This is a genomic window from Pantoea sp. X-Soil-YNGN-775 (genome assembly GCF_059730575.1).
In genome coordinates this window covers 2,378,508-2,403,911 of record NZ_AP035945.1, presented here as the reverse complement: position 1 = coordinate 2,403,911, position 25,404 = coordinate 2,378,508, and the positions used below count along the sequence as shown (strand labels likewise).

Annotated in this window: 32 protein-coding genes and 1 pseudogene; 14 read left to right on the top strand and 19 right to left on the bottom strand. The window is 51.0% G+C overall.

Going from position 1 to position 25,404, the window contains the following annotated elements; genetic code table 11:
- Positions 1–103: 103 nt before the first annotated feature.
- The 6 genes from AC6I8I_RS11380 to fliF are packed head-to-tail and all read right to left on the bottom strand — an operon-like array spanning position 104 to position 6,621.
- Positions 104–1,384, bottom strand: coding sequence for a flagellar hook-length control protein FliK (locus tag AC6I8I_RS11380; protein ID WP_497827856.1), 1,281 nt, complete (start codon positions 1,382–1,384; stop codon positions 104–106).
- Positions 1,381–1,824, bottom strand: a complete 444-nt coding sequence (fliJ, locus tag AC6I8I_RS11375; protein WP_031377089.1) for a flagellar export protein FliJ — start codon at positions 1,822–1,824, stop codon at positions 1,381–1,383. Before fliJ ends, AC6I8I_RS11380 begins: the two co-directional genes overlap by 4 nt.
- 28 nt (positions 1,825–1,852) lie before the next feature.
- A complete protein-coding gene (gene fliI / locus AC6I8I_RS11370) occupies positions 1,853–3,214 on the bottom strand; it encodes a flagellar protein export ATPase FliI (protein WP_312760629.1) in 1,362 nt (453 codons plus the stop codon).
- Positions 3,214–3,906 (bottom strand): flagellar assembly protein FliH, encoded by a 693-nt coding sequence (fliH, locus tag AC6I8I_RS11365; RefSeq protein WP_312056509.1) that lies wholly within the window; start codon positions 3,904–3,906, stop codon positions 3,214–3,216. Before fliH ends, fliI begins: the two co-directional genes overlap by 1 nt.
- Positions 3,899–4,891, bottom strand: coding sequence for a flagellar motor switch protein FliG (gene fliG / locus AC6I8I_RS11360; RefSeq protein WP_031377087.1), 993 nt, complete (start codon positions 4,889–4,891; stop codon positions 3,899–3,901). Before fliG ends, fliH begins: the two co-directional genes overlap by 8 nt.
- A complete protein-coding gene (gene fliF, locus AC6I8I_RS11355; protein WP_312056508.1) occupies positions 4,888–6,621 on the bottom strand; it encodes a flagellar basal-body MS-ring/collar protein FliF in 1,734 nt (577 codons plus the stop codon). Before fliF ends, fliG begins: the two co-directional genes overlap by 4 nt.
- A gap of 231 nt (positions 6,622–6,852) precedes the next feature.
- Here fliF and fliE point away from each other — a divergent pair, with 231 nt between their 5' ends.
- Positions 6,853–7,164, top strand: a complete 312-nt coding sequence (gene fliE, locus AC6I8I_RS11350; protein WP_312056507.1) for a flagellar hook-basal body complex protein FliE — start codon at positions 6,853–6,855, stop codon at positions 7,162–7,164.
- A 27-nt stretch (positions 7,165–7,191) separates the two neighbouring features.
- Here the strand turns inward: fliE and AC6I8I_RS11345 are convergent, their stop codons facing one another.
- The 3 genes from AC6I8I_RS11345 to AC6I8I_RS11335 form a co-directional block, all read right to left on the bottom strand.
- Positions 7,192–7,923, bottom strand: a complete 732-nt coding sequence (locus tag AC6I8I_RS11345) for a site-specific integrase (protein ID WP_312056505.1) — start codon at positions 7,921–7,923, stop codon at positions 7,192–7,194.
- Complete coding sequence (locus tag AC6I8I_RS11340) at positions 7,889–8,149, bottom strand: hypothetical protein (RefSeq protein ID WP_497827855.1); 261 nt, start codon at positions 8,147–8,149, stop codon at positions 7,889–7,891. The genes AC6I8I_RS11345 and AC6I8I_RS11340 overlap by 35 nt, the downstream gene beginning before the upstream one ends.
- A gap of 96 nt (positions 8,150–8,245) precedes the next feature.
- The gene (locus AC6I8I_RS11335; RefSeq protein ID WP_312056503.1) at positions 8,246–8,416 is read right to left on the bottom strand and encodes an Arm DNA-binding domain-containing protein; all 171 of its coding nucleotides are present in this window, start codon (positions 8,414–8,416) and stop codon (positions 8,246–8,248) included.
- A gap of 365 nt (positions 8,417–8,781) precedes the next feature.
- On the opposite strand from AC6I8I_RS11335, the gene AC6I8I_RS11330 reads away from it, so the two are divergent.
- Entirely contained in the window at positions 8,782–8,982 is a 201-nt protein-coding gene (locus tag AC6I8I_RS11330) for a tail fiber assembly protein (RefSeq protein ID WP_497828655.1), read from the top strand.
- A gap of 61 nt (positions 8,983–9,043) precedes the next feature.
- Here the strand turns inward: AC6I8I_RS11330 and AC6I8I_RS11325 are convergent, their stop codons facing one another.
- The gene (locus tag AC6I8I_RS11325) at positions 9,044–10,987 is read right to left on the bottom strand and encodes an acyltransferase family protein (RefSeq protein ID WP_497827854.1); all 1,944 of its coding nucleotides are present in this window, start codon (positions 10,985–10,987) and stop codon (positions 9,044–9,046) included.
- Between the two features lie 458 nt (positions 10,988–11,445).
- On the opposite strand from AC6I8I_RS11325, the gene AC6I8I_RS11320 reads away from it, so the two are divergent.
- The 3 genes and pseudogenes from AC6I8I_RS11320 (at position 11,446) to AC6I8I_RS11310 (ending at position 12,719) form a co-directional block, all read left to right on the top strand.
- Entirely contained in the window at positions 11,446–11,607 is a 162-nt protein-coding gene (locus AC6I8I_RS11320) for a S24/S26 family peptidase (protein ID WP_312056501.1), read from the top strand.
- Positions 11,608–11,785: 178 nt separating this feature from the next.
- A pseudogene (locus AC6I8I_RS11315) lies at positions 11,786–12,125 on the top strand (DDE-type integrase/transposase/recombinase); the annotation flags it as partial.
- A gap of 291 nt (positions 12,126–12,416) precedes the next feature.
- Positions 12,417–12,719, top strand: coding sequence for a hypothetical protein (locus tag AC6I8I_RS11310; RefSeq protein ID WP_312056500.1), 303 nt, complete (start codon positions 12,417–12,419; stop codon positions 12,717–12,719).
- Positions 12,720–13,054: 335 nt separating this feature from the next.
- On the opposite strand, the gene AC6I8I_RS11305 is transcribed toward AC6I8I_RS11310, so the two are convergent.
- The 3 genes from AC6I8I_RS11305 to AC6I8I_RS11295 all read right to left on the bottom strand — a co-directional run bounded on the left by AC6I8I_RS11305 (position 13,055) and on the right by AC6I8I_RS11295 (position 16,387).
- The gene (locus AC6I8I_RS11305; RefSeq protein WP_497827853.1) at positions 13,055–15,058 is read right to left on the bottom strand and encodes a DUF6311 domain-containing protein; all 2,004 of its coding nucleotides are present in this window, start codon (positions 15,056–15,058) and stop codon (positions 13,055–13,057) included.
- Positions 15,059–15,119: 61 nt separating this feature from the next.
- Positions 15,120–16,031, bottom strand: a complete 912-nt coding sequence (locus AC6I8I_RS11300; RefSeq protein WP_312056497.1) for a glycosyltransferase family 2 protein — start codon at positions 16,029–16,031, stop codon at positions 15,120–15,122.
- Entirely contained in the window at positions 16,028–16,387 is a 360-nt protein-coding gene (locus AC6I8I_RS11295) for a GtrA family protein (protein ID WP_312056496.1), read from the bottom strand. Before AC6I8I_RS11295 ends, AC6I8I_RS11300 begins: the two co-directional genes overlap by 4 nt.
- 531 nt (positions 16,388–16,918) lie before the next feature.
- Here AC6I8I_RS11295 and AC6I8I_RS11290 point away from each other — a divergent pair.
- Complete coding sequence (locus AC6I8I_RS11290; RefSeq protein WP_312056495.1) at positions 16,919–17,050, top strand: hypothetical protein; 132 nt, start codon at positions 16,919–16,921, stop codon at positions 17,048–17,050.
- 635 nt (positions 17,051–17,685) lie between these two features.
- Positions 17,686–18,024 (top strand): hypothetical protein, encoded by a 339-nt coding sequence (locus tag AC6I8I_RS11285; RefSeq protein WP_497827852.1) that lies wholly within the window; start codon positions 17,686–17,688, stop codon positions 18,022–18,024.
- A gap of 170 nt (positions 18,025–18,194) precedes the next feature.
- On the opposite strand, the gene AC6I8I_RS11280 is transcribed toward AC6I8I_RS11285, so the two are convergent.
- The gene (locus AC6I8I_RS11280; RefSeq protein ID WP_497827851.1) at positions 18,195–18,620 is read right to left on the bottom strand and encodes a hypothetical protein; all 426 of its coding nucleotides are present in this window, start codon (positions 18,618–18,620) and stop codon (positions 18,195–18,197) included.
- A 91-nt stretch (positions 18,621–18,711) separates the two neighbouring features.
- On the opposite strand from AC6I8I_RS11280, the gene AC6I8I_RS11275 reads away from it, so the two are divergent.
- A complete protein-coding gene (locus tag AC6I8I_RS11275; protein ID WP_312056492.1) occupies positions 18,712–18,930 on the top strand; it encodes a hypothetical protein in 219 nt (72 codons plus the stop codon).
- A 48-nt stretch (positions 18,931–18,978) separates the two neighbouring features.
- Here the strand turns inward: AC6I8I_RS11275 and AC6I8I_RS11270 are convergent, their stop codons facing one another.
- Entirely contained in the window at positions 18,979–19,179 is a 201-nt protein-coding gene (locus tag AC6I8I_RS11270) for a hypothetical protein (protein ID WP_031375080.1), read from the bottom strand.
- A gap of 307 nt (positions 19,180–19,486) precedes the next feature.
- Here AC6I8I_RS11270 and AC6I8I_RS11265 point away from each other — a divergent pair, with 307 nt between their 5' ends.
- Positions 19,487–19,735 (top strand): hypothetical protein, encoded by a 249-nt coding sequence (locus AC6I8I_RS11265; protein WP_312056489.1) that lies wholly within the window; start codon positions 19,487–19,489, stop codon positions 19,733–19,735.
- A gap of 123 nt (positions 19,736–19,858) precedes the next feature.
- On the opposite strand, the gene AC6I8I_RS11260 is transcribed toward AC6I8I_RS11265, so the two are convergent.
- Positions 19,859–20,491, bottom strand: coding sequence for a helix-turn-helix domain-containing protein (locus AC6I8I_RS11260; protein WP_497827850.1), 633 nt, complete (start codon positions 20,489–20,491; stop codon positions 19,859–19,861).
- A gap of 138 nt (positions 20,492–20,629) precedes the next feature.
- On the opposite strand from AC6I8I_RS11260, the gene AC6I8I_RS11255 reads away from it, so the two are divergent.
- The 3 genes from AC6I8I_RS11255 to AC6I8I_RS11245 all read left to right on the top strand — a co-directional run bounded on the left by AC6I8I_RS11255 (position 20,630) and on the right by AC6I8I_RS11245 (position 21,770).
- On the top strand, positions 20,630–21,016 hold the full coding sequence (locus tag AC6I8I_RS11255; protein ID WP_312056486.1) for a hypothetical protein: 387 nt from the start codon (positions 20,630–20,632) through the stop codon (positions 21,014–21,016).
- A 13-nt stretch (positions 21,017–21,029) separates the two neighbouring features.
- Positions 21,030–21,341 carry a hypothetical protein gene (locus AC6I8I_RS11250; protein ID WP_312760646.1) on the top strand — a complete coding sequence of 104 codons (312 nt, stop codon included), beginning with the start codon at positions 21,030–21,032 and terminating at the stop codon, positions 21,339–21,341.
- 162 nt (positions 21,342–21,503) lie between these two features.
- Complete coding sequence (locus AC6I8I_RS11245; protein WP_031375085.1) at positions 21,504–21,770, top strand: hypothetical protein; 267 nt, start codon at positions 21,504–21,506, stop codon at positions 21,768–21,770.
- Between the two features lie 38 nt (positions 21,771–21,808).
- Here AC6I8I_RS11245 and AC6I8I_RS11240 read toward each other — a convergent pair whose 3' ends face one another.
- Positions 21,809–22,048, bottom strand: a complete 240-nt coding sequence (locus tag AC6I8I_RS11240; RefSeq protein ID WP_031375086.1) for a DinI-like family protein — start codon at positions 22,046–22,048, stop codon at positions 21,809–21,811.
- Positions 22,049–22,224: 176 nt separating this feature from the next.
- Between AC6I8I_RS11240 and iraP the strand changes: the two genes are divergently transcribed.
- The gene (gene iraP, locus AC6I8I_RS11235; protein ID WP_031375087.1) at positions 22,225–22,521 is read left to right on the top strand and encodes an anti-adapter protein IraP; all 297 of its coding nucleotides are present in this window, start codon (positions 22,225–22,227) and stop codon (positions 22,519–22,521) included.
- Positions 22,522–22,722: 201 nt separating this feature from the next.
- Here iraP and AC6I8I_RS11230 read toward each other — a convergent pair whose 3' ends face one another.
- Positions 22,723–23,046 carry a DUF6388 family protein gene (locus AC6I8I_RS11230; RefSeq protein WP_312056483.1) on the bottom strand — a complete coding sequence of 108 codons (324 nt, stop codon included), beginning with the start codon at positions 23,044–23,046 and terminating at the stop codon, positions 22,723–22,725.
- 246 nt (positions 23,047–23,292) lie between these two features.
- On the opposite strand from AC6I8I_RS11230, the gene yedD reads away from it, so the two are divergent.
- Positions 23,293–23,775, top strand: coding sequence for a lipoprotein YedD (gene yedD, locus AC6I8I_RS11225; RefSeq protein ID WP_497820249.1), 483 nt, complete (start codon positions 23,293–23,295; stop codon positions 23,773–23,775).
- A gap of 47 nt (positions 23,776–23,822) precedes the next feature.
- Here yedD and amyA read toward each other — a convergent pair whose 3' ends face one another.
- Entirely contained in the window at positions 23,823–25,304 is a 1,482-nt protein-coding gene (gene amyA / locus AC6I8I_RS11220; RefSeq protein WP_497827849.1) for an alpha-amylase, read from the bottom strand.
- Positions 25,305–25,404: the final 100 nt, after the last annotated feature.

Sequence of the window (25,404 nt, the reverse complement as noted above, 5' to 3'; positions counted from 1 at the left end):
GGGCAAGCCTCTCGGCTCACCTGGACAGATTATCCCGCGTCTTAAGTCAAACAATGGGAAGAAAAGACGCGGGTTTTACGCTTACCTTCAGCGTTTGTCGCTATCAGGCAAAAGTGTCGACCGCGCCATTACCGTTTATCCGCGCCTGCAGGGCGGCGGGAACGGCAATTGGCGTGATGTCGGTGTCACTATCCTGAGCGAGAGAGAAGCGGCCATGCTGTCCATCGCGGCGCGCCTCCTGCTGTTGCTGGAAGTGCTGGCCTTGCGCGGAACTGTCACTGCTGACCTGACTCTCACCCAGGTGGATTCCGCTCTCTGCCAGCGCACTGCGCAGCTGCGGAATCGCGGCTTCCAGCGCCGCTCTGACGTGGCTGTGGCCGGAAACCAGATTAATTTGTGCCTGGTCGTTATCCAGTTTCAGGCTGATCTGGATCGCCCCAAGGTCTGCCGGATGTAAGCGCAATTCAGCGTTTTGCTGACCGTTGCGGCTGAACATCACAATCTGCTGGCTTAACGCCTGCTGCCACTCATCGCTGCCCAGCTGCGCATTCAGCATTGGGGTCGAGGGCGTACTGGTGGTCGATGACGCCATCATTGGCGGCGCCAGGCTGCTGGCGCTGGAGATCGGCGTGCTGGCGATCAGCGAATTATCACTGGCACTGGCTTTGATGGCGGCCTGATCGTCCTGTCGGGTTACCGTGCTCAGCAGCTGCTGAAAATTGCTATCCAGCGTCTGTGCCGGGCTGAGGCTGTTGCTGTTTACCGCAGCGCTGCTGCTCTGGCCGGCTGCGCTGCTCACCGCCGGCGCATTCAGCGCGGCGGTTTTCACCCCAGGCGAACCCTCCGCGCCGGACTCTTTACTCGCCTGATCGCTGCCGGTGAGCATCTGTGCCAGTGAGGTCAGGCTTTTGCGTGCGCCTTCGCTTTGAACAGCCAGCTCACCCTGCGCATCGCTGACCGGGCTGACGGCGGCGCTGTTGGCAGCCGGCGTGGTCGGTAACATGGCGAACAGCGCCTGCACATTTTGCATATCGCTGGCACTTAAGGGCGCGGCTTCCGGCTTGTCTTTATCATCGGCTGATTTAGCGTCGGCTTTAATATTTTCCGGCTTAAACAGCGCGCTCAGCGCCGCCGGATTATCCAGGGCGGCGATCAGCGCATTCAGGGGCGTGGCAGGCTGCGAATCACTGTCGCTTTCCGTTTTGAGATCAGCCGATTGCGCCGCTTTTCCCTGCTGTTTCGCCAGACTCAGCAGCTGGTTTCCCAGCGCGGTCAGGAAGTCCTGCGGCAGCGCATCGGTGCCGGCAGCTGCATCGGTTGAAACTGATGTATCGGCGTCGGTTTTTACCGCCGCTTTCATGGCAATGTTTGGCAGCGTAATCATTCGCCTCTCCTCAATGCGGCCCGTTGGGCAAATTCATCCATCCGTTTCTGGTCGAGACGGTTTTCCTGTCGTAATGCGTTTTCCGCTGCCCGGGTGATCAGCGTCTGATAGGCGTTGAGCCGCTGCTGTTTCTCACGCCAGTTGATCAGCGCCTGCTCAAGACGCTGGTTCCAGTTATTGAGCTGGTTGCGATGCTGATCGATCGCTTTTTCCAGCGTCTGTATAAACTGGTGGTAGTTGGTCCAGCGGGTGCTGGCGATGCCGGTCGACATATCGTCATTCAGCTTGTTGCGATATTCATCCTGGTAGTCGAGCAGCATGGTCAGCTGCTCATTGGCAGCCTGCTGACCGCGACGCATATCGCCCAGGTAGATGGCGGCGCGTTCCAGATCCTGTTCCGCTAAGTCGCGTAGCGTGTCGATGGCATTTGCAGTTTTCATTGCCGTTACCTCGCGTTAATCGCGTCGATTAGCCGAACAGCGCATGCAGATGCAGGCAGGCGTCGTCATAATCGCTGCGTTCGAAAATGCCCTGTTGCAAAAAGGCTTCCATCTGCGGATAGAGTTTGATCGCTTTATCCAGCATCGGGTCGCTGCCTGCGGCATAAGCGCCCACGCTGACCAGATCGCGGTTACGCTGGAAGCTGGACAGCAACTGCTTAAACTGGCGCACGCGCGCATAGTGGTTTTCATCAATCAGTGAGGTCATCGCCCGGCTGATTGAGGCTTCAATGTCGATCGCCGGATAGTGACCCGCTTCAGCCAGCCGCCGCGACAGCACGATGTGGCCGTCGAGGATGGCGCGCGCTGAGTCAGCAATCGGGTCCTGCTGATCGTCGCCTTCGGTCAGCACGGTATAGAAGGCGGTAATCGAGCCGCCGCCGTCGATGCCGTTACCGGCGCGTTCCACCAGCGCCGGCAGCTTGGCGAACACCGACGGTGGATAGCCTTTGGTGGCCGGCGGCTCACCGATCGCCAGCGCGATCTCACGCTGCGCCATGGCGTAGCGGGTCAGCGAATCCATGATCAGCAGCACATGTTTGCCGCGATCGCGAAAATCTTCGGCGATGCGGGTGGCGTAGGCGGCGCCCTGCATACGCAGCAGCGGCGAAACGTCAGCCGGCGCGGCGATCACCACCGAACGGGCACGGCCTTCGGCGCCGAGAATGTTCTCGATAAAATCTTTTACTTCGCGACCACGTTCGCCGATCAGCCCGACCACGATCACGTCGGCTTCGGTGTAGCGCGCCATCATGCCGAGCAGTACGCTTTTACCGACGCCCGAACCGGCGAACAGGCCCATACGCTGGCCGCGTCCCACCGTCAGCAGGGCGTTAATGGCGCGCACGCCGGTGTCCAGCACATCGGTAATCGGGGTCCGCTGCAGCGGGTTGAACGGCGGGGTGATCAGCGGCGCGCGGTAACCGGTATCCGGTGACGGCAGGCCATCCAGCGGGCGGCCACTGCCGTCCAGCACCCGGCCCAGCAGCTGCGGACCCAGCAGCAGTTGCTTACCGGCCTGCGGGTTTTCACCGTTCTGCAGTGCGTATACCCGCGCGCCGGGTAAAATGCCGTCGACTTCTTCCAGCGGCATCATCAACAGCTTTTGTCCGTTGAATCCCACCACTTCGCTTTCAATCTCGCTGATGGTATTGCCATTATTACGTTCAATGATGCAGGTTGCGCCGAGCGGTAACTGCAGGCCCGTTGCTTCCAGCACCAGACCGGTTGCGCGGGTCAGGCGACCATAGCGGCGCACCGGCTGAACCTGAGCAATTCGCTTTTCAAACGCGTCGAGCGCGCCCAGCCAGCGGTTGAGGCGAGTGGTCATTACACTTCTCCTGGCGCGGCAAGGCGGCACAGTTCCTGCCAGCGCGTCGCCACGCTGGCATCCAGATCGCCATCTTCGGCGCTGAGTTTACAGCCGCCAGGATGCAGGGTGCTGTCCGCCAGCAAGCGCCAGCCGTGCAGGTCAAGCGTCGGACCAAGCGTCTGCTCGATACGTTGCAGATCGTCCGGATGCACCCGCAACTGCGGCTTGCCGTTGAACATCGGTTCCTGCTGCAGTAATCCCTGAATCTGACGCAGCAGGGCGCTGCCATCGACCGCGGTCGCCTGGCCAATCACCGAGCGGGCAGCTTCAAGCGCCAGCTGCATCAGGCGCGAGGCGATAACGCTGTCCAGCGACTCCAGCGTGTTCTGGAACTCGGTGACCAGCTGCTGCATCCGCGCCTGTAACGGCGCCTGCTGCTGCTGAGCATCGGCCAGCCCCTGCTGAAATCCGGCTTCATAACCGCTTTTCTGACCTTCGGCAAAACCCTGCTGCTGACCTTCGTTAAAGCCCTGGGCCTGCGCCTCTTTACGCATCTGCTGTTGCTGGCGCTCAAGCAGCAACTGCTGCTCGTCCACCCCTGAATCAGGTTCGGTGATCTCGGGCAGCGGCTCCGGTTCAGGCTGGTCGAAGCGGCTTAAATCGGTCGGCTGCCACAGTTGCCATGGGCGAGCAGAAAATGCATCAGACATAAGTTTCCTCGCCACCACCAATCACCATCTCGCCCGATTCGGCTAAGCGGCGCACCACCAGCAGGATTGCTTTCTGCTCGTTTTCCACTGCCGACATCCGCACCGGGCCACGGTTGGCCAGATCGTCGCGCAGGATATCGGCCGCACGGGCTGACATGTTTTTGAGGAATTTTTCGCGCAGCGGCTGTTCGGCACCTTTCAGTGCAACCAGCAGCTGCTCGGACTCCACTTCCTGCAACAGGCGCTGGATGCTGCGGTCGTCCACTTCCACCAGGTTTTCGAACAGGAACATTTCGTCGATAATTTTCTGCGCCAGTTCGCCGTCGAAATCGCGTACCGCTTCGATAACCGCTTCTTCCTGCTGTGTTTTCATCAGGTTGATGATCTCGGCTGCGGTTCTCACGCCGCCCATCTTCGCGCGCTTGAGGTTGGTACCGTCCAGCAGGCCGTTGAGCACTTCGGTCAGTTCGGCCAGCGCTGCTGGCTGAACACCGCCAAAGGTCGCGATACGCAGCATTACATCGTGACGCAGACGTTCGTCGAACAGCGCCAGAATATCCGCCGCCTGGCCACGCTTGAGGTGGACCAGGATGGTGGCGATGATCTGCGGATGCTCGTCGCGGATCAGGTCGGCAGCCGCCTGCGGCTCCATAAAGTTGAGCGTCTCCATGCCGCTGGTGGTTTCGCGGGTTTCGAGAATATCTTCCAGCAGGCTGGAGGCGCGCTCTTCGCCCAGCGCTTTGATCAGCACCGAACGCAGATAATCGTTGGAGTTGAGGCTCAGCGCCGCAAACTGCTCGGCATCGGCTTCAAACTCGCGTAACACTTCAGTCAGCTGTTTGTGCGAGACCTGACGCATATTGGCCATCGCGGCGCTCAGGTGCTGCACTTCACGCTGGTTCAGGTGTTTGAAAACTTCCGCTGCGCGCTCTTCGCCGATGGTCATCATCAGGATGGCGCTTTTTTCGGTTCCGGTCAGACTCATAGCTCTTTACTCATCCATTCGCGAATTACCAGCGCAACAACGCGCGGATCGTTTTCAGACATGTCGCGGATGCGTTGACTCATCACTTCTGCGCTCATGCGGTTGTTAGACTTACGTTCCTGATCCAGCTCATCTTTGCTGAGCTGAACGCTATAGGCTTCTTCTTCTGCCGGTTCAGCGGCACGGGCAGCAGCAGCTTCCGCAGCGGCTTTCTCTGCAGCCTGCTTACGCACCAGATGCGGACGGACCAGCTTGCGATACAGAATGAAGGCGACCAGGGCAACCAGCAGCCACTTACCGGCATTCATCAGCTGATCAAAGAACGCTTGCTGCTGCCAGAAGGGCAGGTCACCGGTCGTCGGTTCGGTGGTATTGAACTGCGAGTTCACCACGTTCACGCTGTCGCCGCGGGTCTGGGAGTAGCCCATCGCCTCACGGGTCAGGTCTTCAATCTGCTTCAGCTGCTGTTCGTTCAGCGCAACCGCTTTACCTTTATCGTCTTCGCGATAGTTGACCACCACCGCCACCGACAGACGCTGGACATCGCCGACGTTGAGCTTGGTATGACGAATGGTGCGGTCCAGCTCATAGTTAACCGTGTCATCACGACGTGAGTTGGTCGGCGTGCTGCTGGCCGCGGCGGTGCTGGTGGTCTGGCCGGCATTATTCTGGCCGTTAGCATTCTGACCATTGGCGTTCTGCCCGTTAGCATTCTGGCCGTTAGCCGCTGCTGTATTGACCGGCGCGGTGTTGGCTGGCGCAGGCTGGTTGGACAATGCACCCGGCACGCCGCCCGGATAAGGGCTGCCTGATTGATCGCTGGTGCTGGTCTGACGCGAGCGAATCGCGGTAGCAGACGGATTAGCATTTGGCTGATATTTCTCATCCGTCTGCTCGCTGGTGTCGAAGTTGATCTGCGCGGTAACCTGCGCATGCACGTTGCCCTGGCCCAGAATCGGATTCAGGATCGCTTCGATACGTTGCTGATAACGGGTTTCAACATCCGAGGCATACTTCAGCTGGGCATCGTTCAGATCGCGGCCGACGCTGTCGGAACGGGTCAGCAGGCGACCGGTTTGATCAACCACGGTAACGTTACCCGGCGGTAAACCGGCCACGCTGCTCGACACCATGTGGGCGATGGCCTGAATCTGACCTTCATCCAGCGCACGTCCAGGCTGCAGGGTTAAGGTGACCGACGCCGACGGCGCTTTCTGCTCACGGACAAATAGGGTGGGTTTGGGCATCGCCAGGTGGACGCGGGCGGTTTTTACCGGACCCAGCGATTCGATGGTGCGCGCCAGTTCGCCTTCCAGCGCGCGCTGATAGTTGACCTGCTCGCTGAATTGGCTGATACCGAACTTCTCTTTATCCAGCAGTTCGAAACCGACCGAGCCGCCTTTCGGCAGACCCTGCTGTGCCAGACGCAGACGCAGCTCATGCACCTTCTCATCCGGCACCATCAGCGCACCACCATTCTCGGCGAAGCGATAGGGGATGTTCATCTGCGTCAGCTGCGTGACGATTTCACCGCCATCTTCATTCGACAGATTGTTATAGAGAACGCTGTAGCTGGGCGCTTTGGCCCACAGCACCATCGCAATCACGATAGCGATAACGGCGGCGGCGGCGACGACTAAAGGAATACGCGGATTTGCGCGCAGGCGAGCGAGAAGGTCACCGAAGCCTTTCTTTTCTTGATCTTGTGTGGCGGCTGCACTCGCATTCATGACCGATTCCTGCCTGACGTAATTGACCGGGTTAGTTGAGATGGCAAAACAGACTCCCTGACCTGCGTAGATAAAATTTCCACTTCAATGCCAGGCATTATTTGTTGAAACCAAAAATTCGATGGCTGGATAAGCCGGGTTTTTTGCTGTCATTTAGCGCCTTTGTCTCATTGACAACGTGTTAGATTTTTGAACACAGAAAAACCCACCCGTTTATATGAGGTATCGTTAATGACCATTCAGGCAATCGACGGCGTACTGCAACAGCTTCAGATCACCTCGCTGCAGGCGAGCAACCGCAGCAGCGAAGCCCCAAACCAGATCGATTTCGGCGCCACCATGAAAGCCGCGCTGGATAAGATCAGCGAGACGCAAACCACCGCTCGTAGCCAGGCGCAGGATTTTGAGATGGGGAAACCCGGTATCGCGCTGAACGATGTGATGGTCGATCTGCAGAAATCGTCTATCTCAATGCAGATGGGGATTCAGGTCAGGAACAAGCTGGTGTCGGCGTACAGCGATATTATGAATATGCAGGTTTAGTGGGTAACTGTCTGAAATTGTTAAGGTTTACCATGCTGCCACTTTGGTGGAGCACGTATGTAGCACAACATCGCTCATTTTCGTGTTGATGAGTGATAGCTGGTCCGTGTTGTTCTTTGACATCCAGGCGCCATAAACCCGGTACACCCTCTGCGCATCGGAGTGGCCCATTTGTGATGCGACGTAGTTCGGGTTTGCGCCTGCTGAGAGAGCCCAGCAGGCGAACGTATGACGTGACTGATAGGCTTTCCGGTGACGCAGGCCTGCACGCCTAAGTGCGCCAGTCCATATCTGACCGAGAGACTCTGTAGAGTAATGTGCGCCCGACCGGCCATTGACAGCGTTCACGCTGGGGTTGAACACGAACGTCTTCTGCTCCTCTATCCGCTCACCATATTCCCTGGTGTGAAAGGTGAAGGATGTCTGAGGGTGCATTCGGGTCAGCTCCCTTTGATCACGCAGAATAGCAACGGCTGCATCTATCAGGCATGTGACCCGGTTTCCCGCTTCCGTCTTCGGCGGCGTGAACAAACCCTGTGGTGTGAGGTTACGGCTGACTGTCAGCTTCTTCGCTTCAAGGTCAATGTCCTCCCATGCCAGCGCGCATATCTCCCCGTGACGCAACCCCGTCAGGATAGCGAGTGACCACATGTTGGCCGTCTGACGCGTTGAGCATGCTGCGATGAGGCGAGGGTACTCCTCCCGCGTTATCGGGTCCGGCCGCTTATTTGACTTCTTCAGCGGCTTGATGCCGGTCATCGGGTTTGCCTCTATACCCATTACCGTGAGCAAAGGCGAAAATGGCTTTCAGGTCTGCCATGCTGGAGTTCACCGTGGCCGCTGTCCTGCCTTTCTTTTCTATATTCATCTTCCTGCCGGTAAAGTAGCTGCCGCTGAGAAGCTCAATACGCAGATTAAGCAGGTGCTTCTGCATAATTGACCTGATCTCCTTTCCGCTGCCGATGATATCCAGCGTCACTCTCACACGACGTTCTGTCGTGACATAAGAGCTATTGGCCCAATCCGGCTTTTTGAGTTTCAGTCATAAATCAGCAACCTCCCTGATAGCTAGCGACTTTAACTAGCCAGTCTGGTTCTTAAATAATGGTGAATCCGGAAACTCACTTCGGTAATCAAACGTCCCTGTCTTAAAGCGGTAGACGATATTGCTACGTAACTCGCCAGCCATCTTTCTGTTTTTGGGTGTATCAGGAACACCGATCGTCTCCCACCTTCTTTGCCGCTCATACATGAACCAGATTCTCAGGTGGTTCTTGTTGGGGGCCACTCCTGTCAGATGGCGGTGGTGGTATTTATACCTATACCTATGCCGGAGCGAATGGAGGGAATGGCGACGCAGGCTCTTGTGGAATTGCGATAATTTAATGATGATAAAAATAACCAAAGAATTAAAAGTTATGCACTAATTAACAAAAAAATACTGTCTGGAGCTTGTTAGTTTGGGATGGTAGTTCTTCAGTTAATTTTGGCGAAGAAGTAACTGCCGTTGAAGTGCAAGAAGGAATGTTTATTAATACAGGATTTACATAGAGTAACGGAGGGTTTGTCGCTCCTGCGGCTACCGAAGAAAAACAGCAGCAGACAGAACAACAGTTAATTACGTCAAACTTAGGTCTTAACAAAAATATGATCGAAGAAGCCGTCTTACGCATCAGCTTTTTGCAGGGTGCGGTTGATCTGGATATGGCAACGTCGGAAGAAGTCGAAGCACTAACAGAATGGGAGAAGTTTAGAGCTTTGCTAAGCCGGAGCGACGCCAATACGCCTGACAAAATCGAGTGGCCAATCATGCCATAATTTTAAATGGCTGATAGTTCCCAAAAATACGCCCGCGGCAAAGCGGGCTATCCAATCATTGTTACTTCATCTCTAATCCTGATTGCGACAATACCTTCTTAAATTTTGGTCCTAAGTAAATGGCACCCTCACGCGTAAGGTGAACCTGATCAAAGAAAATAGGATCGAATTTATCAGTAACAACTTCACAAGAGTTTTTTTTCTGACAAACAACTTTCATCATGTCGACGAATGTATATCCACTCATTTGAGAGATTTTTTTATTTATCTCTTCCGATATAAAATCTCTGTTTTGTGCAGCAAATTCACTTATGCCACTCACTCTTCCAAATGTATTGACTAAATCAATACTGCTTTTTGCCAGGTTTTTATTACCAAACAGGAATATTTTTGCGTTAGATCTTTTTGTTATAACTTCAATAGCTTCCTTCATTTTTGGTAATGACTCATCTCGCCATTTCATAGCAATGAAGATCACATCAGATTCCTTTAATATATGAGGATCTGTCGCTTCGTTCATTTGTTTGTCGCACATCGGAATGAACTCCGGAAGAGCCATTGTCCCTCCATTCTCTTCATTCCAATACCTTTCTCTCTCATTTTGATTTACGAAAATTGCCCTACATCGCGTATTGACCGGTCGGGTGATTGCATCAAATTTATCGAGAAAACCGTTCTCTTTCATGATGTTTGAGATGTCAGCAGACTGTGAATCACCAATAATGAGCAATCTTGGTTTCCCATTGTTTGCAAAATCACTATGTGCTTTCAGCACATTTTCAGTGTTGGCAACATATTGTTGCATTGAAGTAATGTCCAGACTGTTGATTTTCTGTATTTGCTCAGGAAGACGCCATACCCAACCTTTGTCAGCCCAACTTGTTGAAGCCGGCACCATAAAGGCCATTGCTATACCTGAACATGACAGACAGAACGCCGCGCCCGATAACTTCAAGGCATCAGGCTTGCGCAATGGTTTTTCAATGAAACGGTGCATAGGAATTGCGAGAACGAAGGAGGCTGCAATAAGCAGTAAACCTGAAGCACCAGAGAATTCTTTAACGAGAATATACTGGGAAAATACAACAACAGGCCAGTGAACAAGATAAAGCGAGTAACTGATTTCGCCAATATAGCTTGCCGGACGTGATGCCAGCACATTCCCGGCCAATGTTCTATCACCAGACAGTATTATCATCATTGATCCAATCACTGGCATAATGGCATTTAATCCAGGAAATGTCGTACTGGTGGAGTATGTAAATACTGGATACAGAACGAGGGCGATGCCCATCAGACAGATCAATCCATGAAGCGATGACAGCCTGTTAAAAAAATCGGAACGTCTGAAAAGGAATGCCAGACCACCAGCTGCAAACTCCCAAAAACGATACTGAGTTAAATAATAAGCACCAGTAGAGTCGTACATTATGGCGTATAAAGAAAGTGCAAAGCCAGCCGCCGTCAAAAGTATCACACCTGTTGCTACTGCTATACGACCTAATTTGGCCAGCAGAATGATCGCAATAGGCCAGACAAGGTAAAACTGCAATTCTACGCTTAACGACCAGGTGTGCAGCAAAGGCTTCAGGATTGATGCTGAATCGAAATAGTCAGCGCTCATCCAGAAATAAAAATTTGAAATTCCTGTCAGCGCAAAGACAGTCGATGCCGACATCTTTTCAAAATCTGTAGGCGAAAACGCCAAAAAAGCGACTGCATATGAAATAGCGATGGTGCTTAACAGCGCCGGGAACAGCCGCCTTGCTCTTCGGGTATAGAATTCAGAGAAGCTAAAATCATGATGTGAGTTTTCTTTTAATATCCCACCCGTTATCAAATATCCACTGATAACAAAAAAGACATCCACTCCAACAAAGCCACCAGTGAACGGCCAGACAGAGAAGTGATACATCATTACCGAAATCACTGCTATAGCACGTAGTCCATCAATGTCACCACGGTAAGCTTTTACCGTCTTTGCGTTATTAACTTCACTTAACATTGCTTAATCCATTCACGTGGCTGATTAGCCTTTATCTGATTGTATGCCTTGCCGGGCATGAGTATATGACAGTTTCTTTTAAGCATTCCATACAAAACCCATTAAAACTTTTTCCCCGCCAATCTCTTTGCAAAAACCTACCTTAATCGGCTTGATCAAAACCACTGATTGATATTGCTGTTTATCCATACAGTGTTTGTTAAGGTAGGATTTAGCATGCCACGCGACTACGAAATCAAAGGTGCCTTTTTACAGGCCATAAGCAGAGACGGCAGGGGCCGGCAGGTAGTAACCACCGGAACATTCCTGCGAAAACTTGAGGCGTTCAGCCACATATGGACGCTGCAACAGTGCAATCAGTGGATACGGCGCGAACAGCACATGTTCAGAGAGCTGGTAACTATTGGCGGCGATAACCGCACTTACGCACTGATAAACATGGGATATGTGAGGTAACTATGGGCTTTCCATCTCCTGCGCAGGACTATGTTGAGCAGCGGCTTAACCTGAACGATATTCTGATGCCGAACCCGGCCAATATGATACGTATTGAAACGCCGGAGGGGTTCGTGCTGATTGACCGTTCCGCCCGGATGAAGCCAGGTGTAGTGGCACACTGAATTTGGCCATCTGAACAGAGGTGATTTTCTCACCCCAGAACAACACAGGTGCACTAATGAAAAGAAAAAGTTGTAGTCCAGAATTCAGACGTGCATCAGCCCAGTTGGTTATCGATCAAAATTACCCAGCCGCTCAGGCAGCGAGGTCATGCACGTTGGCCTTTCTACGATGCCGAAGGGGCTGGTCAGTTGCCAGCAGCTGACTCATCGATATAAACGTGGCGGTCATGAACACCTCGCTATCCCGAATCATCCTGAGCGGCAGTTTGCAATGACAGAATCAAATCAGGTGCGGTGACGTGACGTATATCTGGACAGGTAAGCGCTGGGCATACCTTGCAATTATTCTCGATCTGTTCGCGAGGAAACCGGTGGGCTGGCAATATCGTTCTCTCCGGATAGCAAACTGACGGCTAAAGCGCTGGAAAACTCGCGGCAAGCCAGACGGCGTGATGTTCCACTGCGATCAGGGCAGTCATTATACAAGCAGACAGTGCCGGCAGTTACTGTGTCGATTTCTGTCAGCAATTCGCGCCTTGATGGGGTAGCTGATCACAAAAAACTTTCACCGGCAATGGCTCTTTTACGGTTCCCTGGTGGTATCAAAACAATCTATGTCTCTGGCTGCGCAGGTGGTGGTGATGGCGCTGGGCAAGCAAATATCAAGGTTCCTTACAACGTAACACCCGATCAGGCTATTTCTGTTACTGTTGGTTTGGCGGGAACGGCGGGGGCTAGAAGTTCATCGGGCTGCACTGGAGGCCATGGTGGCAATATAATAGTCGGTAGTCTTGTCGCATTGACCGGCGGTGCAAACGGTAGCGGAGGCGCTAACGCAACTGCTGGAGCTGGCAAAGCCGCGGCAGGCGGCGACTCTGGCGCTGGTGCGCCTGGGGGCACATCAGGTCAGGATGTCATTGCAGGAACGCCTGGTGGTTCCGGTGGTGCCGGCGCGTCAGGCCCATTCGGTGGCGGGGCTGCACGATCCAGCAATGCTGAAGCAACCGCCGCCGACGGCAGGTCGGCTTATGGTTATTGAGGTGGCGGGCGGTATACCACTTCAGACAGCACGACTGATGGTAATGGCAGCGCTGGTTCAGGCGGGATTGTAATTATTGAATGGTGATTGAAATGGGTGATGAAGCATAAGTGCGAAATTGGGCGCTGATTAGCAAAAAAACAAATATTGTTGAAAATCGGGTGATTTGGGATGGTGAACCCAGGTTGATTTTGGCGATGAGTTGACTGCTGTTGAAGTTCCTTAAGGTGCATATATCAGCACGGGATTCACCTTCAGCAACAGTGAGTTTGTCGCACCACCGCCGACCCAATTAGAACAGCAGCAGAACAAAGAACAGTTAATCGCGGCCAATGTGGCAACAAAACAAATGCTATTTGATACTGCTACGTTGCCATGATGAATACTCCCCTCCATGAGGGGAGTATTTTAGAGAGAATAATGAGAATGATCTTGGGCGCTATTTTTTATAGATAAAATTCCAATGCCAATTATTCGGGCATCGTTGTTTAATCCTACGCTACGAGGTGTAATCGCATCAGGGGTCTCAATAGTTAACATGGAAACCTTTTGGGTTGCCTTGTTTGCCCACTCAAGATTTACTTCATCGATTCCACTTGAAATCTTTTCTTTTATTAGCTCCCCATCAACTTTGAATATAACTCGTTGTGTTGGGTTTTTTGAAGTAGTAAATACATTATATTTTAATGATACTTTATTTGTTTCCGTTTTGCTATTAATAAGCACAGTGGTGAATCTGGCTCCATTCCAATAGCCTAATGGCTCGGAAACTCCCCAGAACCTCGGGAATATAACATATGAATTTAAATTTTTCGGTTTGATTAATTGGCATTTTTCGCAATTTTTCAAATGAGGAGCAAGGACATTTAATCCATCTATCCTATACACATTGTCACCCTTTTTTAGGTGAGCCATATTTACAATATCATCCCGGATAATATATACAGTATCATCATCATACTCGCCATATACAATATCATGAATAATAGATTCATTCATTTCATCCGCTTTAAAATTGCTAAAGCGCGCCATGTAAACTGCGTCTGTCGGGATCTTGTTTTCTAAAGCAATCAATGACACAGTTTGCCAGTGACGACCTCTGTTTTCAAAGGGCACATACCTTATGGCTTTGTAAGATTTAATACCTTCTTTCCAAAAGCTATTGGATAGGTTTTGTTCTGAACCATGCTCGCGATGAAAGTAAAAGTTTTCGCGGGAATAACCCTTACTAATGTCTACAATTTGTAGTAGAGCAAACGATGTAAAAAGAATCATGGCAGTCTTATGACTACATTTCTTAAGAATAACGATCATTGAAGCTGATATCGCAATATAAGTGACGCCCCAAAAAAAACGTGCAGAACCCCGCAATATGGAAAGAGAATCTAGTAGTTTGTAAGGGAGTGGGACAAAAAAAGAATATTTTCCCAATTCAATATTATTTGTTGTTGCTATAACTATAAGTGTAAAGCAAGATGCAGATAATGCGGCTTTCTTCCTGTTTAATTTGGTTCTCTTCACCTCTGGCAGTATTAAAAAAAATGCTATTAAAGCTAGCAGTATAACGCCCAAACCCCAATAATTCATTGACTCAAAAGGCGATGAACCTAGCTTGTTAGTTGAAAGGAATAATGACCAACCAGAGGTCATGATTGGCGAGAGTAAATTATTGTTATATGCACCAAAACCTCCACGATCAGAAACATCATCAACCGTAAAGTAACCCAATGTAAACAAAGTTAGCGCTACCATCACAAAGGTTAAAAGCGCTTCTATTGCTACTGGCTTTAAGGATGTCTCCTTAAAAGCTAATTTTGAAATTAGGTTGTAAAACCATATGATCATAACCATCATTGCTAAATAAAAATGTATGCTGCATGCCAGGCAAATCAGTAAAGGCCACTCAAAAAGATTATTTTTATTCCTTTTCAGTGTTAAATATAAAGCAGCAAGCAATAAGAAATGAGCCATAAGATTTATGTGCGCAACACGATTAATCCATGCTGGAGTAAACATAAAAATAAGAGTTCCAGCTATGCATATAGCATTACTGGATGTATAGATCTTTATTATATTCCATGCAAACAAGGATTGAAGTAAGCAGCAAGTTAATAGCCACACTCCGAAAAACTGAAATGTGTCTGGGAGTATGCCTGAAAATATTTTAAAAAATATTGAAAGTAGTGGGTTGGAGTCCGTAAAAACTATTGAGCTACTAACATCTAAGCCATAGTTCTTTGACAAACCAACAACCGGAAAATTCCAGCCTGAATACCTAAAGAACTCCCAGCCTATATAGTTTTGAAGCCCGTCACCCCCACCAAGCCAGGATATGTTTGTAACGCCTAGCGGCCTAAATCCATAGATATACAAAAAGAAAAAAACACCAAGTAGTACAGGTATAAAATTCATAAATTTAATTCTGTGAGAACTTTTGTAATCAGGTGGAGTACAAGGCTTTCTTAATATTGAATTATTTTCCATTTTTTAAAATATATCTCGGTCTTTGTTTGATCTCAATGTAAATTCTGCCGACATATTCTCCCAATACACCGACCCCAATTAACTGTACACCGCCTAAGAATAATATTGACGCCATTATTGATGGGTATCCTCTGACTGGGTTTCCAAAAATTAATGTGTCAGCAATCAAGTAGGAAGCATAAATAAAAGACATCCCAGCTATGATTAAACCTAAATAAGTCCATACCCTTAGAGGGAACGTCGAGAATGATGTGATCCCTTCCAGTGCCAGATTCCATAGCTTCCAGCCATTAAATTTTGAAGTTCCAGCAACACGTTCTGCTCGCGTGTATTCTACAACGTCTACTTTGCCACCAACCCAAGAAAGAATACCTTTCATGAAAAGGTTTCTCTCTTGAAGCAGTTTTATGCTCTCAACGACATCACGGGACATGAGACGGAAGTCCCCTACATTTTCTTCAATTTTCGGGGAGCTTATTTTATTGTGAAGGTGATAGAACCACTCCGCACTTTTTCTTTTAAGATGACCATCACTTGTACGGTCAGTTCGTTTCGCTAAAACCATATCGGCCCCATTTTTCCACGCCTCTATCATGCGAGGAATAACATTGATAGGGTCCTGCAAATCAACGTCAATAGGGATGACTGCATCACCAGTCGCGTATTCTAGCCCGGCAAAAAGAGCGGGTTCTTTTCCAAAGTTTCGTGTGAAAGATATTGGCTTCACAGAAGGATCAGATATTGCGAGTGCATTGATTATTGCCTCTGTGCCATCACTGCTTCCATCATTCACGAAAACGATTTCAACATCCCATTCTTCAAGAGAGTTCCGGACTTCTCGATAAAAAATTGGAATTGCTTCTTCCTCGTTAAAAACTGGAACCACAAGAGAAATTTTCATGATTTTTCCTTAAAAACAATAAATTTCGAATATATGAATCCGCACAAAAGACTTATGAAGGAGAAAACAACCAGCGTCATGATGGGGTTTGCTTTGGTGCGATCTGCATACAGGCCGACAGCTGACGCCATGCCACCCATGAAGAAGAGGTAAAGCAGGTAACGAATAGTGGTTGCTTCAGCATTGAAGGTCCATTTTGCGTTTGCGAAGAAGGAAAAAGTGACGGCGCAGCAGAAAGCGGCAAAATTCGACAGCGACTGAGACTGCCCATGAGTGTAGAAAGCAGTGAATACAACCCAATGGATTAGTGTGTTTACCACACCTACAGAGGCGTATCGGGCAAAAAGCTTAATCATGTGATGACCTATATTTCAGAATGCGCCGGATCTTGTCATCCAGTTAAAGCTAAGGCAAGTATTGATAAGAGATGTAACAGCATAAAAAAGCCCCGGCGACGGGGCTGAGGTAACCCGCACCTCTCTCCGTAGGCTGCGGGGTATGCCTAAAGCATAGCCACTTTCCGCGGCATCCATCAAAACAACCTGCTTCCATATCAACATCTTAGCTTATGTCTTTTCCGTCTATTTTGGTCGAATTCGTCGATCGATACCGTTGTGTATAAATACAGTATTCATCAGGGGCATCATGCCACACGACTACGCAATCAAAGGTGCCTTTTTACAGGTCATAATCAGAGTCGGCATGGGCCGGCGAGTAGTCACCACCGGAACATTCCAGCGAAAACTTGAGGCGTTCAACCACATATGGACACTGTAACCGTGCAATCAGTGGATACGTCGCGAACAGAACATGTTCAGAGAACAGGTAACTGATGGCGGCGACAACCGCACTTACGCACTGATGAACATGGGATATGTGAGGTAACTATGGGCTTTCCATCTCCTGCGCAGGACCATATTGAGCAGCGGCTTAACCTGAACGATATTCTGATGCCGAACCCGGCCAATATGATGCGCATCGAAACGCCGGAAGGATTTGCGCTGTTGATCGTTCTATAACGCCCAGCCCAGGCGACACAGTTGCGTACCAGCTTGAGGATTACCTGCAGTTTGGGAAACTCTTCCCCTCGGGCATTATCACTCAGGACGGCGCGACGATCGACGGTCAGGGGCTTGATGGGGCAGTGGTGCCCGGGAAGGTGACGACGGAAGTGTTGGCTGTTCATGAGCTATACCGGCCGGCTATCTAAACTCTGTCTATGGGACAAAAAATTGCCGCAACCTTACATAATTTGCGCCAGCGAAGCAGTAATGAATTGCGGCAATGCTCTGTTGGTACGCCATCCTGGCTATCTCTGTGTTAGCTCTAAAATAACTACCAGCGCATTATGAATATGCAGGTGTAGTGGGGCTGGTTGAGTCTGCAATCGTGGGCACCATAAGGCTGGCAGGATGGAGCAGGGCGCTAAGCGCGCTGACCTGCTCACAGCTATTATCGCATGCTGACGGCTGTCGGGCGGAGCAGATGCTGTAGCGGATCGCGTGGCGAGTCGATGTGTAACCGCGACATCCACAATAACATTCATCAGTTATACTGCTGGCAGACGAGGAGCGAGTCGACAGTATGCGCAAACCCACTGCCTGCTGCTTCCCAGCGTTCAGATTTCATCAGCCATCAGCAGGTCGCCGCGACAATGATAAAAACGTTCATCTGGTTACTTTCATTAACATCTCTTTCTGCTTCGGCATTTACCACACTGCAATGCGGACCGTTCGACCTGAAAGCCGACCAGAAGGGGACGGTTACGGTTAACGGCAACAGTGCGAAGATTAACAGCTCCACCTTTCTCAAGGCTAAAGACGATTACGATAACGTGAAGCAGCACTGGCGGGTCAAAAACGCCAAAGCGCCAGGCATGATCGATATGGATCTGGTGACTCGTGAGGGAAAATCGTTACTGGATGCGGAGATTGTCCGCACCAGTCAGAGTCAGATAAGGATCCGCGGCAGCTACGATTGCGAAAAGAAATAACGGGGCGGCAGGCAGTAAAAAAATAGCATTGCCGCCTGCGAGAATGAGCTGTTCGCATAAGACGGTAGCGGTGATTTTTCATCGCCAGCGCGGCCAGGATTGCGGTATTTCATGATAGGTTGCAAACAACCACCTGAACCCTACGCCAGGGAACTGAGGGCAGACAGAATTTAATCGGCGCTTTTACACTCAGCAATCATCGTCGCTACTGCAGCGCGGATATTTGTCGCCTGTACGTCATAGTAAAAATTCACGCTGGTTTCGCGATGATTGAATTTATCTGTTTCGATCCAGGCAATAACGGTTCCGTCACCTTGCTCAAGGTTATAGCGTTGCGCGCCACCGGGCAGCGGATCATCCCGTTCAAGCGAAAGATGCTGATTAATCGCGGCTGAAAACAGGCAGGACTGCACCTGAGAAGGCTGCGCATCAAAATAGGCGGTTTGCAGATGCGGCTGTAAACCAACCCGGCCGGTATCTACGCAGCCGGCTGTCACGACCATTATGAGCAGTAATATAATTTTCTTCATCGACGCAAACCCTGTCAGTTTCTTAAACATCTCATTTCTTTTTACAGGACGATCCGCAAGCGACATGCGGCGCGAAAATAAGCGTGCCCGCCACGGCGCGAATTCCGCTCAGGGTAGTCTGAACTATACTTATCTTTTTTTCTGACAGGAGGGCGAAATGATCAATCTTCGAGAGATGAATGAGAAAATTCATCAGGTGCTGCAGGCTGACGAACCGTCCGGATTCACTGAGCAAACCGCTGAGCGGGTGTTAGCGGTAGTAAAATCGTACTGGCAGGACGGCGATGAGACGATAAGAAACGACATCACGCAGAAGCTGTCGCGACTGGAACATTCTGGCGTGCCATTCCCGGAAAATTATCTCGATACGCTGTAACGTGGTCACGATAGCAGTGCGCCCCTGAATGGGGCGCGTTGCCGCAAATTAACTCGCTTTATACGGATCTTTTTTATCATCCTGACTGTCGTCATTCTTGCGTGGCACTTCGCCGTGATCTTTTGGCGCGTCTGTGGCGGGATGATCATCCTCTTCATACGCATTGCCAACGTGCGGGGCCGCTTCCGGCAGGCTTTTGCTCACTTCACCTTCGTGTTTACGTTCTTCATTGGTTTTATGTTTAAACATGGTTAACTCCTTTTGTTCAGTGTCTTAAGTCTAGACCAGCCGACGCAACCCGGCAGGGCTGAGGTTTCTGAAATAAAAAAAGCCCGCGCGAGGCGGGCTGAATCGGAGTTTTCTCTCGTGTATTGCACGTCATTATTCGTTGCGTGTCTGTGTGTAGCAGGACCATGCTAACGGTGCCAGCCGAAGGCGTGAATGGACAATTCTGTTATCTCGCGTGCGGCAGGTCACAAAATAATCGATTAATAAATTCGATTGAACGGATTAATAAAAGGCATATAGTGACCTGCGTTACCAGGAGATAGAAATTATGTTACGAGACTATTTAAAGATTGAAGCTGAAGATCGACTGATTAAAAACGGCACTGTGAGCCTGAAAAATCGCGGACAGGAAGACGTGACCGAGTGGACCATCGTTAACCCGCACGGGGTTAAAAAAGGCGGCGTGACCCTGTTCGACAAACTGAGCAACCGCCGCTCATGGTGTGTCGGCTATCGCATCACACAGACCGATCTGCACGGCAACGTGGTAGTGGATAAGCTGACTGACGCATTGTAAGTTGCCTGACTTTCGCCGTAGTTATTCGCCGTAGTTATTTGCCGTAGTTATTTGCTGTAGTGATTGGTGAAGTTAAGAGCCTGATTTGAATGGATTGACCCGCCTCGCAGCGGGTTTTTTTATTCAGCGCTGACGGTAACGGCGAAGTTCAACCAGTGTGCCGGCCAGCCTGATGCCATCGCGACCGGAATGCAGCAGGGGAAAATCGACGTTAACCGGTGCCAGCTCAAACTGCATAATATTGCCTTCAGGCGCGCGCTGCCGGTAAGTGCGCAGCAGCGCAACGTTCTGCTGCAGCGCCAGTACGCTGTCACCGGGCAAAGGTGACACCGCCGGATCAACGATCACCACATCGTCACGCACAATGGCAGGTTCCATTGCCAGCTCCCCGACCCGCACAGCAAAACTGCGCTGAGAAAGTGCCATATCGTTATGCATCAGAAAATCGCATTTCACCGTGCTGGCATCTTTTAGCCACGACACCACGTCGTGCTGGTTCAGCAATGGAATCTGATGCAGTCCGGCAAATCCGCTTTCGCTGAAAACAGGTCCATCGCCATCTATCAGATAGGCCGGTGCGCAGCCCAGCGATTCTGATAGCCGCAGCAAATTCTCACCGCGCGGTAAGGTCTCTTCTTTCTCCCATTGCGAGATTGCCACATGGGACACTTTTACCTGCTCCGCCAACTGCTTCTGCGTTAATCCCAGGTTTTTCCTTCGGTGGCGAATGCGGTCGCCCAGCGTTTCGTTTTTCATCTGCTTGACATTCAGGTTAAGAATGACTTAAGTATACTTAACCCTGGTATTTAAGCAATCTTAAATTTCAGGCAGGGGACGTGCCTGTTGTAGCACGCCGTGGTGTTCCAGTGACCTTACCGGGTAGAGGGGTGCGGCATGGAAAGTAGTTTAATTACCAGTATGGGTGCGTTGGTTTTGGGTGGGGGCGCGGCGGCACTGTTCTGGAAGCCGTTATTAGCGGGCATTGCGTCAATCGTGACCAGTAATCGGGCCGGCGGCGAGATTATAACCAGTTACAAAGAGCAGGTGGTGTTGTTAAAGGAGAGCAACCTGTTGATACGTGAGGAAAATGATGAACTACGCGAGCGACACGATAAAAATTTGCGGCGTATCTCAATGCTCGAAACCGACCTTCGGCTGATCAAAAATGCGTTAGGCATTTTGCTGGCCATGACCGAGACCGATCATAGCGATAAGTTCCGTAATGAAGTCGATCGCCTTATCTCAACTCTGGAGGATCGCAGCGATGGTAACGATAAATAGTCCGGTGACACCCATGCTACACAAGCGCAAGGTTATTCTCGGCAGCGTGATGCTGGGCTGCTCAATGATCTGCGTGCTGATGACGATTCTTTTTCTCTACGTGAATAATGCCGCCAACAAGCGGGTGGAGGAGATCCGCAAGGATTACCGCAATGTCGCCGCTAAGCGTGATGCCCGGGTCGATTTGCTGACCGATCAGGTGAGTGCTTTACAGCATAAGCTTGATGCGTTACCGGACCGCACCGCGATCAAAACGGTCGATAAGGTGAAGGAAGTGGTGATTGAAAGTGAGGGGCCTGCGACGCATTCCGGACGTAAACCGTAACTTCCGATTATTCTTAGTGCGGCTTCGCTATTATCGACTAGATTTAAATCTCCGGGCGACATTTTCTTTCGAGGTTTTCGCAGGAAAGGCGCCCGCAGGTTGGCCGGTTGATGAACCGCTACGCCAAATCACTTTGGATAACTGACCAGAAGGACATTTAGCATGAGCGATTCAACAGAAACCAAGACCAAAAACGATTATCTGCGTGACGTGACCTCTCAGCTAAAAGAGATGCGACACTACGCGCAAACCAACACCGAGACCCTTTCAACGCATTGGTTAGCCTTCGATGCGGGTGAATACAAAGATAAGGTCAACGCCGATCGTATCGATGCGCTACTCAACAAGCAGGGTAAGATGCTGGAAGATCTGGATGCCGCTATTCAGGACATCGAGATCGAAATTAATCACAGTGAGCAGGAGAGTTAATTGACCTCCCGCTAACTGATGCGGTGGCCGTTAAGGGATTAATCGGCCACCAGCCACATTTCCGCTTCGTCGAACATCTCTTCAACTATCCGCGCAATCGTCGCTTTATCGTTCTTACTCAAATCAGTATCAATCGCGTTACGTTCCATCGGCTTGACCTTAACTTCAATGTCAGGGAACACCCGATGCACCCGTTTTTCCAGCTCTTCGAGAATCATCTCGCGAGCACCCGGCAAACCGGCTACGTTTCGCTTGTCATAAATCAACTCAACAAACATGATGGCAATCCATTCAGGGCAAAATCGCAGGGATATAATACTGTAAATAAAAACAGTGGCAAGGCGGTGCGCCCGATTCTGGCTAATTTTTTTATGTCACGCCGGACTGAATCCTGCTCTGGCTTATTTCGGCATCATCGCGACATAATGGCACTCCATACATCAGGAGAAGTGCGATGCGACAACTGGTCATTGATATTCTGCTAAAACTGGCAAAAATGGACGTCGACGCGAAAGAGCTGACCGCGCAGCTTGAAGCGCAATCGCTGCTGGTTGCTGCGTTGCTGGTGCAGGCCAAACAGGACAATACGCTGACCATTACCGAGACGGTACAGGATGCGATTGTCACCGCTTCACGTTCATCGACCGAGTTTTTGCAGTCCGACGTTGACCTGCTGCTGACGCACATTAATCGTCTGCTGGCGGTGGCGCAGTATGTGGAAGTTAAAGGAAAGATGGCAGAAGAAGAGTAGCGACGGGAAAAAAAATCGCCTCTGGAGGTGGAAATCCAGCAACACCTCCAGAGGCAGTGCAAAAGCACTATTCGTTCAAGGACAATCACGACCGAAGTCGTAGAATGAAGTTATACACTTTCCTCGTCCTTGTACAACTTTATTGGTGGTAAAACCACTGGTTGGAGGTGTATGAAAAATACACCTTACGGTTCCAGCCGGTCAGAGTTCGTTTTTAATGCAAAACTCTTCCCAGCTCATCCCCAGCGATTCAGCATGTGCTTTGAGATAGCTCTCGATTGCCTCGGCCGCCACGGCTTTGTCGGGCTCAGCCAGCTGAATCGAAAAGATCATCCCATCCAGATTCTTCTGACGTAAAAAGGCCGCATAGATGCGTTCAGCGTGCCATTCACGCAGCTGGCGCAGGGAAAGATTGGCAGCGCGGGCATCGCTTTCGGTCAGCTCATCAAGCGCCGCCTGGAAATCGGGGTGGGCGGTAAAGAACATTTCGCGCGCCTGCGCGTAATACGCTTCCGGAGTTTTCATAGCCAGGTTCCTGAATGTCTGTTGCAGCGCGCCAGTGTAGCGGGTTGCGCCTGACTTGTCAGGACGCGCGCAAGCAGACAGGCGCGTTAGCGGATAAATGTCGCTTATCATCGGCTGAGATTGCGTGAGTTGCGCGGCAGCGCTAAAAAAACCGCGCCCGGCGCGGTTGGATCAGCCAGATACCTTGCGCACCTCAGGGGAAAAATTATAACGTAGCCGCCATTGATGCGATCTTAGGGATTAAACATGAAAAAGTGGATGCTGATGGCCGCGCTGGCGCTGAGCGGATGTGCACAAATCAACGACTATGACAGTGCGGTTCAAACCCCGGCGCCGGCTAATCTGCAGGGTAACTGGCAAACGGTCGGTCCGCAGCGTGGCCTGATTAGCGATCAGGCGACAGGCAGCCTGATTATCAACGCGGATGGCAGCACACTGGATTGCCGTCAATGGCAGCGGGTTATCGCCAAGCCGGGCAAACTGACCTTGCTGAGCGGCGATTATGTCAACGTCACGCGTCAGGTTCGGGTGATGCCGCTGGTAGTTGATAACGGTGAACTGAATTATGACGGGCTGACGCTGCGTAAAGTGGCACGTCCAACCGTGGAGTGCCAGCAGGCGCTGGACGAAGTGGCGAAGCAACCCAAGGCCAGTGTGATTCAGAATATTGAGCCTCAGCTGTTGCACACCCGCATCACTGAAAACAATGCGGCGGCATTAGCGCAATAAGTGACGCTGGCAGGGCGTCAGCCCTGCCAGATCCTCTGTTTTAAGTCTTAGTCTGCGACCACCCAGACGCTGACGCTGCCGGCGTTACAGACAAACACCGCATTACCCTGATCATCGGCGGTAATGGTCTCTTCGCGGTTCGCCAGATAATCGCGCCACACCTTACCGGCATAGCCTTCGCCCATCGCCACGCTTTTCTCACCCGCATCGCCATTCGACATAATCACCACACAGCCGGGCTGGGTTTCGGTGCCGCTACGGCTAAAGGCGACGCAGTTGGGATGGTCGAAATAGTCGGTCTGTGCGCCCCAGCCATACTGCTGACGCGCGCGGATCAATCCTTCCAGCTCCGGGATCACCGGCATCTCAATCTTATGTTTCTCGCCGTCGCCGCCGGTATCTTCATAACTGGCACCGAACAGATCGGGATAGAAAATGGTCGGCACTCCCTGTTCACGCAGCAGAATCAGCGCGTAGGCCAGCGGTTTAAACCAGGCTTCTACCGGCGCTTCCAGCGACTGCAGCGGTTGCGTATCGTGGTTGGCGACGATCGTTACCGCATGCCAGGGGTCGGCGACCACCAGCGAGTTAGCAAAGATCTGGCTCAGGTCGTAAGCGCTGCCGGCGGTGGAGGCCTGATGGAAGTTCATGTGCAGTGGGGCATCAAACAGCATGGTTTTGCCTTCCACCTGATGCACATACTCCTGCAGTTTATCGGTTTCGAACGACCAGTATTCAGCGACGATAAACATCGGCTCTTCAGCCACTTCCTGTATGTGATCGATCCAGTCTTTATAGAACCAGGCCGGAATGTGTTTAACCGCATCAAGCCGGAAGCCGGTGCACGGCACCTGTTCCATCACCCAGCGCGCCCAGTACTTCAGCTCTTCGCTTACCGCGTTATTACGGAAATCGATGTTCGCGCCCATCAGATAGTCGAAGTTGCCCAGCTCATTATCGACCTGATCGTTCCAGCCTTCGGCGGTGTAATCGTTGATGATTTTGAAGACGCCGTTTTCATCCGGGTTTTCAATATGGTCTACGCCGCTAAAGCATTTATGATCCCAGACGAATTTTGAATATTTTCCGTTGCGCACCGGAAAGGTGAATTTGGTCCAGGCTTCACATTCGACCACCTCGTCATAGATTTCGTCGCGATTGTCCGGGTTGACGCGGTTGATGCTGATCTGCTCTTTTTCATCGGCACCCATTTTATGGTTAAGCACCACGTCCAGCACTACCCCGACGTTGTGGCTGCGCAGCGCCTCGGCGGCTGCCAGTAACTGCTGCCTGTCGCCATATTTGGTGGCAACGCTGCCTTTCTGATCAAATTCACCGAGGTCAAACAGGTCATAGCTGTCGTAACCGACAGAATAGCCACCCGATTCCCCTTTATAGCAGGGCGGCAGCCAGGCCATGGTTATGCCAATTTCACTGAGCCAGGCCGCACGATCGGCGATTTCCGGCCACAGTTTGCCGCCATCCGGGTAATACCAATGGAAAAACTGTAATAACGTCGGGTTTTGCATCTACTGCACTCCAGGGGAATGATGAGAATCAAGTATGGAGTAAGCGGCAAAAAAGAGACGCCGCGCTGAAAAATAAATCTCAACGCGGCGGGAGAGGGCA

Coding starts and splice junctions, on each gene's coding strand:
- AC6I8I_RS11380 (WP_497827856.1), bottom strand. CDS start 1,384: ATGATTACGCTGCCAAACATTGCCATGAAAGCGGCGGTAAAAACCGAC.
- fliJ (WP_031377089.1), bottom strand. CDS start 1,824: ATGAAAACTGCAAATGCCATCGACACGCTACGCGACTTAGCGGAACAG.
- fliI (WP_312760629.1), bottom strand. CDS start 3,214: ATGACCACTCGCCTCAACCGCTGGCTGGGCGCGCTCGACGCGTTTGAA.
- fliH (WP_312056509.1), bottom strand. CDS start 3,906: ATGTCTGATGCATTTTCTGCTCGCCCATGGCAACTGTGGCAGCCGACC.
- fliG (WP_031377087.1), bottom strand. CDS start 4,891: ATGAGTCTGACCGGAACCGAAAAAAGCGCCATCCTGATGATGACCATC.
- fliF (WP_312056508.1), bottom strand. CDS start 6,621: ATGAATGCGAGTGCAGCCGCCACACAAGATCAAGAAAAGAAAGGCTTC.
- fliE (WP_312056507.1), top strand. CDS start 6,853: ATGACCATTCAGGCAATCGACGGCGTACTGCAACAGCTTCAGATCACC.
- AC6I8I_RS11345 (WP_312056505.1), bottom strand. CDS start 7,923: ATGACCGGCATCAAGCCGCTGAAGAAGTCAAATAAGCGGCCGGACCCG.
- AC6I8I_RS11335 (WP_312056503.1), bottom strand. CDS start 8,416: ATGTATGAGCGGCAAAGAAGGTGGGAGACGATCGGTGTTCCTGATACA.
- AC6I8I_RS11325 (WP_497827854.1), bottom strand. CDS start 10,987: ATGTTAAGTGAAGTTAATAACGCAAAGACGGTAAAAGCTTACCGTGGT.
- AC6I8I_RS11320 (WP_312056501.1), top strand. CDS start 11,446: ATGGGCTTTCCATCTCCTGCGCAGGACTATGTTGAGCAGCGGCTTAAC.
- AC6I8I_RS11305 (WP_497827853.1), bottom strand. CDS start 15,058: ATGAATTTTATACCTGTACTACTTGGTGTTTTTTTCTTTTTGTATATC.
- AC6I8I_RS11300 (WP_312056497.1), bottom strand. CDS start 16,031: ATGAAAATTTCTCTTGTGGTTCCAGTTTTTAACGAGGAAGAAGCAATT.
- AC6I8I_RS11295 (WP_312056496.1), bottom strand. CDS start 16,387: ATGATTAAGCTTTTTGCCCGATACGCCTCTGTAGGTGTGGTAAACACA.
- AC6I8I_RS11290 (WP_312056495.1), top strand. CDS start 16,919: ATGGGCTTTCCATCTCCTGCGCAGGACCATATTGAGCAGCGGCTTAAC.
- AC6I8I_RS11285 (WP_497827852.1), top strand. CDS start 17,686: ATGATAAAAACGTTCATCTGGTTACTTTCATTAACATCTCTTTCTGCT.
- AC6I8I_RS11280 (WP_497827851.1), bottom strand. CDS start 18,620: ATGTCGCTTGCGGATCGTCCTGTAAAAAGAAATGAGATGTTTAAGAAA.
- AC6I8I_RS11275 (WP_312056492.1), top strand. CDS start 18,712: ATGATCAATCTTCGAGAGATGAATGAGAAAATTCATCAGGTGCTGCAG.
- AC6I8I_RS11270 (WP_031375080.1), bottom strand. CDS start 19,179: ATGTTTAAACATAAAACCAATGAAGAACGTAAACACGAAGGTGAAGTG.
- AC6I8I_RS11265 (WP_312056489.1), top strand. CDS start 19,487: ATGTTACGAGACTATTTAAAGATTGAAGCTGAAGATCGACTGATTAAA.
- AC6I8I_RS11260 (WP_497827850.1), bottom strand. CDS start 20,491: ATGAAAAACGAAACGCTGGGCGACCGCATTCGCCACCGAAGGAAAAAC.
- AC6I8I_RS11255 (WP_312056486.1), top strand. CDS start 20,630: ATGGAAAGTAGTTTAATTACCAGTATGGGTGCGTTGGTTTTGGGTGGG.
- AC6I8I_RS11250 (WP_312760646.1), top strand. CDS start 21,030: ATGCTACACAAGCGCAAGGTTATTCTCGGCAGCGTGATGCTGGGCTGC.
- AC6I8I_RS11245 (WP_031375085.1), top strand. CDS start 21,504: ATGAGCGATTCAACAGAAACCAAGACCAAAAACGATTATCTGCGTGAC.
- AC6I8I_RS11240 (WP_031375086.1), bottom strand. CDS start 22,048: ATGTTTGTTGAGTTGATTTATGACAAGCGAAACGTAGCCGGTTTGCCG.
- iraP (WP_031375087.1), top strand. CDS start 22,225: ATGCGACAACTGGTCATTGATATTCTGCTAAAACTGGCAAAAATGGAC.
- AC6I8I_RS11230 (WP_312056483.1), bottom strand. CDS start 23,046: ATGAAAACTCCGGAAGCGTATTACGCGCAGGCGCGCGAAATGTTCTTT.
- yedD (WP_497820249.1), top strand. CDS start 23,293: ATGAAAAAGTGGATGCTGATGGCCGCGCTGGCGCTGAGCGGATGTGCA.
- amyA (WP_497827849.1), bottom strand. CDS start 25,304: ATGCAAAACCCGACGTTATTACAGTTTTTCCATTGGTATTACCCGGAT.